Annotated in this window: 10 protein-coding genes; 2 read left to right on the top strand and 8 right to left on the bottom strand. The window is 50.9% G+C overall.

Annotation, left to right across the window (positions count from 1 at the left end; translation table 11 throughout):
- Nucleotides 1-452: 452 nt before the first annotated feature.
- The 5 genes from AS89_RS18100 to AS89_RS0102840 form a co-directional block, all read right to left on the bottom strand.
- On the bottom strand, nt 453-842 hold the full coding sequence (locus AS89_RS18100; protein WP_010130802.1) for a hypothetical protein: 390 nt from the start codon (nt 840-842) through the stop codon (nt 453-455).
- Nucleotides 829-2,826, bottom strand: coding sequence for a tyrosine-type recombinase/integrase (locus AS89_RS0102825; RefSeq protein WP_010130803.1), 1,998 nt, complete (start codon nt 2,824-2,826; stop codon nt 829-831). Before AS89_RS0102825 ends, AS89_RS18100 begins: the two co-directional genes overlap by 14 nt.
- Nucleotides 2,826-4,487, bottom strand: coding sequence for a hypothetical protein (locus AS89_RS0102830; protein ID WP_010130804.1), 1,662 nt, complete (start codon nt 4,485-4,487; stop codon nt 2,826-2,828). Before AS89_RS0102830 ends, AS89_RS0102825 begins: the two co-directional genes overlap by 1 nt.
- A 1-nt stretch (nt 4,488) precedes the next feature.
- Nucleotides 4,489-5,595, bottom strand: coding sequence for a tyrosine-type recombinase/integrase (locus AS89_RS16775; RefSeq protein ID WP_237709618.1), 1,107 nt, complete (start codon nt 5,593-5,595; stop codon nt 4,489-4,491).
- Nucleotides 5,596-5,790: 195 nt separating this feature from the next.
- Complete coding sequence (locus AS89_RS0102840) at nt 5,791-6,156, bottom strand: secondary thiamine-phosphate synthase enzyme YjbQ (RefSeq protein ID WP_010130806.1); 366 nt, start codon at nt 6,154-6,156, stop codon at nt 5,791-5,793.
- Nucleotides 6,157-6,260: 104 nt separating this feature from the next.
- Here AS89_RS0102840 and trmA point away from each other — a divergent pair, with 104 nt between their 5' ends.
- Nucleotides 6,261-7,364: a tRNA (uridine(54)-C5)-methyltransferase TrmA gene (gene trmA / locus AS89_RS0102845; RefSeq protein WP_010130808.1), complete on the top strand. Its 1,104-nt coding sequence runs from the start codon at nt 6,261-6,263 to the stop codon at nt 7,362-7,364.
- 61 nt (nt 7,365-7,425) lie between these two features.
- Here trmA and AS89_RS0102850 read toward each other — a convergent pair whose 3' ends face one another.
- From AS89_RS0102850 to rmuC, 3 genes are read right to left on the bottom strand one after another with little or no spacing between them, the layout of a single operon-like run.
- Nucleotides 7,426-7,890 carry a DUF2489 domain-containing protein gene (locus tag AS89_RS0102850; protein ID WP_010130809.1) on the bottom strand — a complete coding sequence of 155 codons (465 nt, stop codon included), beginning with the start codon at nt 7,888-7,890 and terminating at the stop codon, nt 7,426-7,428.
- Nucleotides 7,887-8,831 (bottom strand): AEC family transporter, encoded by a 945-nt coding sequence (locus tag AS89_RS0102855; protein ID WP_010130811.1) that lies wholly within the window; start codon nt 8,829-8,831, stop codon nt 7,887-7,889. The genes AS89_RS0102850 and AS89_RS0102855 overlap by 4 nt, the downstream gene beginning before the upstream one ends.
- A gap of 3 nt (nt 8,832-8,834) precedes the next feature.
- Nucleotides 8,835-10,238, bottom strand: a complete 1,404-nt coding sequence (gene rmuC, locus AS89_RS0102860) for a DNA recombination protein RmuC (protein ID WP_033229870.1) — start codon at nt 10,236-10,238, stop codon at nt 8,835-8,837.
- A 116-nt stretch (nt 10,239-10,354) separates the two neighbouring features.
- Between rmuC and murI the strand changes: the two genes are divergently transcribed.
- On the top strand, nt 10,355-11,206 hold the full coding sequence (gene murI / locus AS89_RS0102865) for a glutamate racemase (RefSeq protein ID WP_010130815.1): 852 nt from the start codon (nt 10,355-10,357) through the stop codon (nt 11,204-11,206).
- Nucleotides 11,207-11,254: the final 48 nt, after the last annotated feature.

Below are 11,254 nucleotides of genomic sequence, written 5' to 3' on the forward strand. Positions count from 1 at the left end.
AGTAAGCAGGCTATCCGATGGACTTATCCCGGGGATAGATGTGGCCCCCGGTTTTGATGTCATGTAATCAGTAACGACACCTGAACGATGGTTCGCTTGTACTCGCCTTCTCGATTCATACCTGACGCACCACGTGGGCACGCCTTCTCCCTCAACGCTCACGACAACGGTCTTCAGCCAATGCCGCTTGAGGGTGGTTTGGAGCCAGCCCCTGCAGGCAGACTCCGGAGGGTCGGTTCCTCCATCACTTCAGCAGCTTCTCTTGCTTCACAACTGGCTCCTGCCGATTGATCCACAATGCTGCGGCACACACATCTATCCTGACACAGGGGGCTCCTTTAGGGACTGACCTTGTTTGGCGACAATCAGTCTAACCGTGGCCTACTCCTAAATCATCTACAGGCAAATTTACAGATGGGATGGTGCTCTACCTGAGCACATTCGCAATGGACCTATTCACGCCCCAATCGAGTTACTTTTCTTTCTCTAAGCAGATCATTCTCCCGCTCCAGCTCTTCGTTCAACCTGGTTAGCGAGTTGACAATATTTAACAGCTTTTCGTTCTGTGCCTTCAGGCGATTGATACGCTTAGCGTCAGACTCTCTGGATTTTTTGGCTTTAACTTTACCTGAAGGTTTAGAATTAATCTCAGCGTAGGCGGAAATCTCTATGTGCAGTTCGGGATATCTATCCTTTCTTAAACTCACAGGCTGCATTCCCGCCTCTTTCGCCACATTGGACAATGAAACCGGCGTGCCTTTAGGAAGGGTATTTGGCTCGTCGCGTTTGAGCCGTTCAAACGCAGCCCGCATCTCTGATTCAACACTCTTAGGCCGTGGCATATAAGTAAACCTCGATAGCTTCATTCTCAGCTTTCAGTTTTGAGTGCCTAGGGGAGTTTTCTACAAGATTTTTGAGCTCTTTAGCATTGTTATCGTACAAAGCTTTCAATCGCTTGTCGTTCCTCTTCGAAAACACCGCATCTTTACAAGGGCCCTTGCCATCAACGCCAGCGCAATGCACCGCTGACTCCACCCCACCGTATTCACAACTTTGGGTCATGCAAAAACCAAGAAGGGTGGGCCTTGCTGCAATTTCACCTTTCTTCGCGAGCGCCTCCAGCCTTTCGAAGTCGCGCTTCTCAATAAGCCTGAGCGTATCTGTAGCAATTAGATTCTTCCCGGTTGGATGAACGCTGTCGTCCAGAGTGTTCTTGGCGATTTCGATTAGATTTCGCACAGCGGTTCTATAACTTTCTAAAATTACGGCTTGTTCTGCATTGGCGTTTACTTTTAAGCGAGTGTAGTTACGACCATAGTAGTAACTTTGGTGAACAGTTTTATGCTTCATTAGCCACTGGATAACTGATGCTGGCACATTTGAGCTAAAAAGGTTTACGGCCAGTGTGCGCCTTAATTGATGGGCATTAAATGACCAGACACTACCGACTTTGAACCACGATTTCTCTGCTAGTTTCGGCGTAAGTTGGTAGGCAATCTTGTAGTCCTCTTCCGTAATGATGAGGCTTTGCGGATTAAATGTAACTGGGTTTAGCTCTACTAGCTTACCCAACCCCCACTGGGTTACATTGATAGCGCTCGTACCGGAGCCCCAGTGCTCTATCTTTCCTGTCATAAGGTAAGGATTTCTCTGAGTATCTGGGGCAACGTTTTTGAAAGTAGTATCCATCCGCAAACGAGCGAGGAAATTGAGAATTTTTACGGCCCTCTCAACTATCATCGGCACAACCCAGCGGGCGTCACTATCCTGGTCCGTCTTGGTGCTCTCCCCCACGATTAATGCCACCTTACCCAAGGTGGGATCCTGGTCCACAACGAAACAATCTGAACGCAAGGACAAGCCTTCACCGGCCCGTTGAATACTGTGAGCCAGAATAAACGTGAACGCACAATCTCGCACGAGACTCGCGTACGCGGAAAATGCATGTAGATCATGCTGTTGGTTTGGTATGTAGCCAACCCAGTAATTCAGAAGCTCCGCTAAACCGTGAAACTCAAAAAACGCGTTCGCGCCTCCAGGGTAAACCCGCCTGGGAGGTCGCGTCGGCTTCATTCTCCCCTTGACACTGGTATTTCGCCCTGGGTCTATAAAAGGACTCTTTTGTGTGTAGCCATTTTCAATGTTATGTCGATAAGCATCATATATCCATCTCCAAGCATTTCCGAAATCATCCTGATGCTTTTCAAAGTCATCCATAACAAGCTCGGTTGATCGAATTAGCGACATCCAAATTCGTGGAGGTATGTAAGCATTCTGCGTCGGAATATGAGGGACTTGGAGCCTGGTCAACTCTTCTATAAATGCGACGTCAGCAATTTTCCAACCCAGAACGTCTTCCACTCTCAACAACCGATTTAGAGCGTGAACCAGTCTAACTTGTTGTGCAGGACTAAAGCATCCAATAACATCACTTGCAAGTCGCGGAAACCGATAAAGCTGATCTACAGTAATTTCATTGGAATCAGAAAACTTACAAAGTTTACTGAGCAGTACAAACGTGCCCTTTAGTGATTTGATCTTCCCCGGAAATAATGGCATGTGATACAAGAACAGAAATGTCAGATTCTTGAGTAGCTCATTATTCCTTTGAGTAAGCCCTTGCGCGCGAAAGTCGAAACCTCTCGTGCCATATGCGCTGAAATCCCAATGGTCATCCGAATATCTTGAAAGCGCCCTACCATTTGCATCTACAGAAACGTAAAAATCACTTGCTGGAGGAAAGGTAACAGGTTTGTAATTGCAAAGCTTTGAAGCGTCTAAGGATAGCCCGTGAGAACCGCAAAAACGAAGTGAAAGAGCTTCCATCAGGACTCCCAAAAATTAATCACATTTTTCCAAGTTGAGTGATAACAACCCTCTTCAATACGCATTAGAGCCTCGGAAACCCACTTCTTTGAAGCGTGATTTAGCTCCTTGAAAGCTTCTATCTTTTCCGATAATCGCGCGACAACCAGGTCAGCAGGAATTTCACGTTTTACAGGTTGAGCAGCCTCAATCAGCTTCAGGTGCCTAAATGTTGCCAACGACCAAACATAATCCTCCGACTCGATATCACGATGACTAGTGCACCACAAGCAACCAGATTCGTTGACACAATTGGGAGCTATCACTTCCAACGGCTTATCTGCGCAAGATTCGGGTTGCGCGCCACAACCACTATTTATCAAGCTAACCGGCTGCTCAGGCCAAAATTTCGTCAATGCAGCCATGGCTCTATGTTGCGAAGGTCTATTATAATCCCGCCTAAACACCTCTCTTGTGTGCTGATTCATTTCAGCACTAAGATCTGAATCTCCAGTCATACGATTTAGGAAATTCGCGCGAGTATTTCGAGTTATTCTTGGAGGAACCCAGGGAATACCATCGCGTCTCAACTGAGACGTTAAAGTCTTGTAGGCTACAGAACCCCTACCTTTTGAGCTCTTATAGGAGACCGGAAATAGTTCAAGCTTATCCGGGAAAAAATGATCAACAAATTTAATTAAATTTTTTAATCGCTTTTTATAGTCCTTATAAATAGTAAACTTTATCGGGCCTTGCTTTCTACCTTTATAACATGTGACCAACCAGTCATTATTCCCCTGTAACTTATAAGAGAATCTTTTTCGTTCTATCTGCAGGATTTGCGATACGCTCATTCCGGTTTGATATACGAATATTACAAGCTCAGCAAGGATCCGAATTCTTATCAAGCTTCCACGAAATTTATCGATTTTCTCTGTTGGCTTGCAAAGAGTTCTAGCAGATTCCGACTTGCGTTTTCCCTTGTAATTGAGCATATTTATCAACCCCAAAGGCATCTTGATCTCATGAGGTGCGCCATCAAGATTTATCGTATTAACAGCTAATGGTAGTTGCCCATAAATAGATTCAATTGATATAGAGTCAGAAATATCCACACAATAATAGCCAAGTAACTGCGAGCTCGATAAATGCTGTTTCTCGGCCGCAGGACTGACAGAAGTTTTACGAGGGGCCGAATACGCTTTGATCGTCCTAGAAAGGTATTTTAGTTCCGCGTGAGCAGGTCTCTCCAAAATCTTAGAAAGTGACTGAGCAACATTAAAAACTGCTTTGTATGCTGTTATCGGTTTTATCTTTTTGTTGCCCCATGCCCTCAGATAGCAGAACTCATCATACGCTAGAAATATTTTTTCGAGTGTGTTGTCATCCAAGGAGATCTGTACTTTGTTCTCATCAATCCACTTCATGAAATTATTCATGTCATTTACATAGGTGTATATAGATGACTCTGAAGTCCCGCGCGTTACCTCATGATTAAAGTGATCTGTAGCAGCCTCAACAAAAGGTAATCGTTCTTTAATAGCGGTCTGCCATATCTTCGCCGTCACATCGCGATAGAACCACCTGGAATCAGTCGCTGCGCCCCCACTGATTAACCAACGACTGAGATTGGCCCACGAGCCTTCAATGTTCTTAATCTTTAGATGATCGGGACTTTCCACGTTACTCTTCCTTACCGCGAAAATTAGGCCCCAAAAATTGGTCAACGAATGCTTTGTTGGCTTTCCTCGCCGCCTTAGATTTCTTTAAGAACTTAATATATTTCCAAGTCGTGCTTTCATTTTTATGCATCAGCCAATCTCGAACGTAATCAATCGCATCAACCTCGTCACCGTACGCCATCCACTCTCGTGCCAGCTCTGTACCAAAAGTTGCCCGGGATTGATGAAATTTCAGATCATGGAACTGGGTCAAGCCAGCTTTCAGCAATGCCTTTCGAAGATCAGAAATAGCTGTATTAATGCTTCCTTCGCTATATGGCTTTCCGTCCTTGGTAAGAAAAACTAAAGATTTGTTTTTCTTTATCGCCTTCGCCTGCCGCTCAAGTCGAGTGATATTGGTTTCCGCATACTCAACAATGAAATTATATACAGGCCTAAGAAAGCGAAGATAACCAGCAACATCATATTTGGTGTCGATACCAGTACCGGGGCCGGCAGCGACAAGCATGATTCCAGGATCTACGGGATCCGGAGTAGCATTCTTCAGATTCTCAATACGGATCGTCCTTATTGATCCAATTCGTGCACCTGTAAAGAAGCCCAGCGCGAACATTGCATGCAGAACGGTATTCTGATCGCTTGCATTACGCTTCAAGTAGTTCAGCAACGAATCACGATCCTCGACAGAAAGTGGCCAAAGCCCCCCTTCTACAGTAGTGACGTTTGCTTTTCGATGGGGAATCCTTAGATCAGTGGTCCAAACCCCCACCGTTCGCTGAAAGCCAGTCGCATTAAAGAACGTAACCGCAACTTGCTGGTCCTCCCACATTTTCAGCTGCTTGTCGATTAGCCCTTTTGCCTTCGCCCACTTATAGAAATTCACGACAGCATTCATTCTTCTGGATGGAACTGCGCTCACCCCATTCGAAGAATTTATTAGATATCCCCTAAAACGGTCCAAGCATCGATCTTCCCTTCTGATTGGGAAGTGCAGCCAATGGAGGCCATTATCCTCTAGCCAATCAGCATAAGCCTTCAGGTCATAGGCGTTGCTACGAATAGTTGGAGCCTTTGCTCTTCTTTCGGAAAGGTAGCGGTGAGCCTCCATCCAGAGCTCTCCGTCAGACCAAAATATTGTGAATTTGGTCTCAGGCCTTCTAGATTCGCTGGGTGTCCATTCACAGCCACGACGGCTATATGGCTGTGCCGAGTACTCTTGGAGATATGCCATAGCCGTTTACCTGACCGATTATCATAATGTCAGGTATAGTTACTCTAAGGTGTCGTTTTGTCAACACTCCAACTAATGTGTAAGATAGATGCCCTGCCAGGTGCCCAACGCGAGGTGTCCATCGATGACCGGGATACTCAGGCTGGATGCCGTTAATGCGGCCTTGATATGCGCAGGCATGTCGTCCGGACCCTCCAGCGTGTGCGTATAGAGCGGGTCGTTTTCCGGCACCAGTCGGTTCAGCCAGTTTTCAAGGTCAACTCGGGCACTCGGGTCGGCGTTTTCCTGAATCAGCAGGCTGGCCGAGGTATGTTGAATAAACAGCGTGCACAAGCCATCGCCACCAGCGGACTGACTGGACAGCCACCCCTCTACCTCGCGGGTGAACTCGTGCAGCCCCTGCCCCCGCACTACAATCTCCAGCTGTCCTGTTGCCATAAATACTCCTGTCTCCAAGCCATCTCACATCGACTTGGGGTTTCCGTTATAATCCGCGCCCCAAATTTGAACACACTCAAACCTGTAATTGTACGGCTGATCCCATGGCACTTCACCGCGTAAATACCGACGAATACCAACAGCAACTGGACCAGAAAGTGGCCCGGCTGCGGGAGGCCTATACGCCCTATACGGAGCTGGCACCGGAAGTCTTTCCTTCCCCGCCCAGCCACTACCGCCTGCGCGCGGAATTCAAGATGTGGCAAGATGGTGGGCGCGTGGATTACGCCATGTACAAACAGGGCGAGTACAAAAAGCCGTTTGTGATTCAGGAGTTTACCGTCGGCTCGCGCCGGATCAATGAACTGATGCCGCCGTTGCTCGATGCCATTAACGCCAGTGAAATACTGCGCAAACGCCTGTTCTGTACCGAGTTCCTGACAACATTGAGCGGTGACGCGCTGATCACGCTGATTTATCACAAGCCCCTGGGGGATGAATGGGAATCAGAGGCGCGCGCGCTTCAAGAGCTGCTGGGTGTACCCGTGTTGGGGCGCTCACGCAAACAGAAACTGGTACTCGAACGCGACTATGTGATTGAAAAGCTGGACATTGACGGACGCGTATTCCAGTACAAACAAGTGGAAGGCAGTTTCACCCAGCCCAATGGCGAGATTTGTCGTTCAATGATCAGCTGGGCAAAAAGCTGTTGCCCCCAGCCAGGGGCAGAGCAAGCCAGCGGCGATTTACTGGAACTCTACTGCGGCAATGGTAATTTCACCATCCCTCTGGCGTCGCACTTTCGCAAGGCGTTGGCGACGGAGATTTCCAAGGTGTCTGTGAATGCAGCGCAGGAAAACATCGCCGCAAACGGCGTAGACAATCTGGCGATACTGCGCTTGTCCAGTGAGGAATTTACCCAGGCGATCGACAAGCTGCGCCCTTTCCGCCGCCTCAAGGACTTCGACCTGGACAGTTATGATTTCTCTACGGTGCTGGTGGACCCACCCCGGGCGGGCCTGGATCAGGATACCTGTGCGATGATTGTCCGTTTTCCGCGGATTTTATACATCTCCTGCAACCCGGAGACACAATTGGAAAACCTGGCGGAACTTACCAAAACCCATCGCATCGAGCGATTTGCGATCTTTGATCAGTTCCCCTACACCGATCATACAGAATCTGGCGTATTGCTCGTTCGGAAGTAAGCAGTACGCAGCGCGCCAGTCCGGGGCGGTGATGGTGACAGGCCGCCCCCAAATTAAGTAGTTAAAAACTCCTGCCGAGAATGCGCTTGGCCGCGTCCAGGGCAAAATCGCCCAACTCCTGCTCCACATTGAACATTTCTTTCTCGTACGCGAAGCGCTCCTTCGGGGAGAGCTTTTTCCATTCAGCAAGAATGGGTATGTGACTGGTTTTATCCGCGATTTGGTAGAAAGCCACAAACTCCTCTTTTACCGACGCATCCACCTGCAAGGAGTCCAGCAGGACGCGGATACGGATAGAAGCTTCAGTCAGCCCCACGCCCTCTTCCAGCAGGGTTTTGGCAATAATCTGGATACTGTTGTTTACCCGCTCGCGCTGTGCCTCAGCTGCTGCCTCGAGATCTGCCAATTGTTGGACCTGCCGTTTGCGCGCAGCGCGCAGCTCCAGACAGTAGTAAGTCGCTACCGCAGAGAGAATGAGAATAATCAGCCCGGCAATTACCAGAATCCACGCGGGAACTTCAGTCATGGGAGGTTTACCTTTAACAGGGCCAGTCCAAGACTGGCGGTAACAATAGAAAAGAGTGTACTGATCGCAATAATATTGGCGGCCAGCTGGCTGTTTCCGCCCAATGCCCGCGCCATGATAAAAGAAGCCGAAGCTGTTGGCGCGGCTGCGAGCAAAAACAGGATTGCCATGGACTGACTATCCAGGCCGAACATCCAGCCAATGGTAACCAACACCACGGGGACCACAAGCAATTTGAATGCACTGGCGACCACCGCGCCAAAGGAACTGCGGCGCAACATGCTCAGATCCAGCGACGCGCCAATACACAGCAGTGCCAATGGCAGCGTGACTGACGCAAGGTACTCTCCGGTTTGAACCACCATTTGCGGCAGCTTTAGCCCTATGGCTTTGGCCACTAGCGCTGAAACGATGGCCACAATCAGCGGATTGCGTGCGACGTCGATGGCCAGCTTTCGCCAGCTAAACTTCGCCTTTTGCGAATACACCGCAAACAGGGCGACTGCCGCAATATTATAAAAGATCGTGATCACCGCCATCAGTAACGCGGCCTGCGCCAGCCCCGATTGTCCATAGGCATTTACGGCCCATGCCAGACCGATAATCCCCAGGTTTCCGCGAAAAGCACCCTGGATAAACGCACTGCGGTCCCCGTACTCCAGTGGTCGCGCGCACAGCCACGCAAGCGGGACGGTTAGTACGGTTCCCAGCAAGCCCGCCAGCAGCAGAGGCCATTCGTTCGTCGGATTGGCATCGGAGCCGAAAATATTGAAAAACAACAGGGCCGGCAAGGTAATCAAAAACACCAGCCGCGACGCATCATCGACAAAAGAGTTGCTGAGCAGCTTTGCGCGTGCCAGCGCGTAGCCCACCAGCAGGGTCAGGAAAATAGGCGCAGTAACAGAGAGCGCAAACGAAAAGGTTTCAGCGACGGCGTCCAAGACTTATTCCACTTCCTCGGCAGTCGGTTGCGCGAGTTTCTTTTCCGAATCCAATGCGGGCAGTTTGTGGCTGTCTTCCGCCTTTTCCCGCAGATCGGCGGCAATCTGCTTGCGCGTCTTGGCGCCCAGTTTGCGCAAGCTATCGATGCGCTTCACCGCATTGCCACGGCCAGTGGCGAGCCGCTTATAGGTTTCCTGATAGGCCTCATCGGCCTGGCGGATACGGCTACCGAGGTTATCCAACGACTCCAATACCAGGGCAAACTGGTCGTGCAGCTTGCCCGCCTCATCGGCAATCTTTTCTGCGTTCTTGTTCTGCTTTTCGTAGCGCCAGATATTCTCCACCGTGCGCAGGGTTGCCATTAACGTCGTCGGGCTGACCAGTACAATCTGGCGCTCGTAGGCAAAGCGGAACATTTCCGGGTCTGCCTGCATCGCGAGCATGTAGGCCGCCTCAATGGGCACAAAAATAAATACGAAATCGAGGGTGCGCACGCCCTCCAGTTGTTCATAGGCCTTTTTGTTCAAGCCGGTAATATGCGCCCGCAGCGAGTTCACATGCTGCTTGAGCGCCTGGGTGCGCTCTTCGTCGGTCTCGGCCGACGCGTAGCGTTCGTAATCCACCAGTGAGACCTTGGAATCAATGATCAGGTCCTTGTTCTCTGGCAGGCGTACGATTACGTCCGGCTGGCGACGGCGGCCATCCGCACTAAAGCTGACCTGGGTTTCATACTCGCGGCCTTTTTGCAGCCCCGACTCCTCCAGCAAGCGCTCGAGTACCACTTCACCCCAGTTCCCCTGGATCTTGCGGTCGCCTTTCAGTGCAGAAGTCAGGTTCAGCGCTTCATCGCTAATACGCTGGGTCTGCTCGCGCAGCGCCTTGATCTGGCCCAACAGGCTATTGCGCTCTGAATTCTCCCGGTCATACACGTGCTCGACACGCTTGCGAAAATCGCCCAGCTGGCGCTCCAGCGGATCCAGGCTTTTACGCAGGCTGTCTTCACTGCGGCGCTGGAAGGCCTGCTGTTTTTCCTCGAAAATGCGATTTGCGAGGTTTTCGAACTGCTGGGTCATGCTCGCCCGAGTCTGCTCCAGCTGCTGTTTTTGCTCTGCGAGAGCCGCCTCGCCCTTCTCCACCAGTACCTGATGTCGCACCAGCTGTTGCGACTTCTGCGCTAGTTCATCACGCAGCTGCTGTATTTCCCGCTGAAGCTGAGCTTCTCGCTCCTGCAACACCTGCGCTTGGGCCTGCTGGACCTGTAGCTCGGCTTGCTGGGCGTGATAATGACTGATCAGACGCGATCTGCCGGCCCTGCCCCCCAAGAATACGAGCAGCAGCAACACCAGGATCAGGCCTCCGGCCAGCAATGACTGCTCGAGGGAAATTTGCAGGGGAAACCAGGTCATAAAAATCACTTAAACTTATTGGGTAGTGTTACCAAATTCGCTATTTATGGCGTCGGCTGGGGTATCCTTGCCGGCCAGAGGTACTTAGAGCTACTTAACGGGAGACAGGTTGTCGCATGCCAGTAGAGAGCGGCCAACAATCCAGCCGCCATTCTAACAAGGCCCCCAGTGCATTGATATTCGATTCCGGGGTCGGCGCTATCAGTATTGCGCGGGAAATCCGCCGGCAAATACCCGGTCTCACCCTGCATTTCGGTATTGATAACGGCTTCTACCCCTACGGCAACAAGCCTGAGGACATTCTGGGCCCGCGTATTGTTGAGATCGCGAGCCGGATGCTTGCTGCCTGCGACGCCGATTTGCTCGTGGTCGGCTGCAACACCGCCAGCACACTGGCCCTCCCCCCACTGCGACAAGCCCTGCGACAACCTGTGGTCGGCGTAGTGCCAGCCATCAAACCCGCTGCCGCCGGCAGCCTGACCGGCACCATCGCCCTGATTGCCACCGAGGGCACGGTCAATCGCCGTTACACGCGCGAGCTGATTGACCAGTTCGCCAACAGCAGCCGCGTGATTAACGTCCCCGCACCGGAGCTTGTGGCTCTGGCGGAAGCGAAACTGCGCGGCGAAACGATTACTCCGGCAGATTTGGCACCGGTTATAGAAAGACTGTTTGCCGGCCCCCATGGCGATGCCCTCGACACAGCGGTATTGGCCTGTACGCACTTTCCGCTGCTTCGAGAAGAACTCAACGCAGCCTCACCGCGGCCTCTCACCTGGTTAGATTCCGGCGATGCCATTGCACGCCGGGTGCGCTGGTGGCTCGATGAACTCAAACTTGCCCTGCCAAACGAACCGCAGAGCAGCCAGCTGCTCACCAGCAGTGACCATCAAGCTGAGCAGATTCTGCAGGCGTTTAGTGAATTCGCCCCAACGTATCAGCACCAGTCGATTGCGGTTAGACTGTAGCGCTGTGAAGCCCCAGCTTCTCGGCTTATAAAACAGCAATAAACATTC

The organism is Microbulbifer agarilyticus S89 (assembly GCF_000220505.1).
In the GTDB taxonomy this organism is placed as follows: Bacteria; Pseudomonadota; Gammaproteobacteria; order Pseudomonadales; family Cellvibrionaceae; genus Microbulbifer; species Microbulbifer agarilyticus_B.

What these genes read in the sequence shown, in the direction of transcription:
- AS89_RS18100 (WP_010130802.1), bottom strand. Translation starts at nt 842, where the DNA reads ATGCCACGGCCTAAGAGTGTTGAATCAGAGATGCGGGCTGCGTTTGAA.
- AS89_RS0102825 (WP_010130803.1), bottom strand. Translation starts at nt 2,826, where the DNA reads ATGGAAGCTCTTTCACTTCGTTTTTGCGGTTCTCACGGGCTATCCTTA.
- AS89_RS16775 (WP_237709618.1), bottom strand. Translation starts at nt 5,595, where the DNA reads ATGGAGGCTCACCGCTACCTTTCCGAAAGAAGAGCAAAGGCTCCAACT.
- AS89_RS0102840 (WP_010130806.1), bottom strand. Translation starts at nt 6,156, where the DNA reads ATGGCAACAGGACAGCTGGAGATTGTAGTGCGGGGGCAGGGGCTGCAC.
- trmA (WP_010130808.1), top strand. Translation starts at nt 6,261, where the DNA reads ATGGCACTTCACCGCGTAAATACCGACGAATACCAACAGCAACTGGAC.
- AS89_RS0102850 (WP_010130809.1), bottom strand. Translation starts at nt 7,890, where the DNA reads ATGACTGAAGTTCCCGCGTGGATTCTGGTAATTGCCGGGCTGATTATT.
- rmuC (WP_033229870.1), bottom strand. Translation starts at nt 10,238, where the DNA reads ATGACCTGGTTTCCCCTGCAAATTTCCCTCGAGCAGTCATTGCTGGCC.
- murI (WP_010130815.1), top strand. Translation starts at nt 10,355, where the DNA reads ATGCCAGTAGAGAGCGGCCAACAATCCAGCCGCCATTCTAACAAGGCC.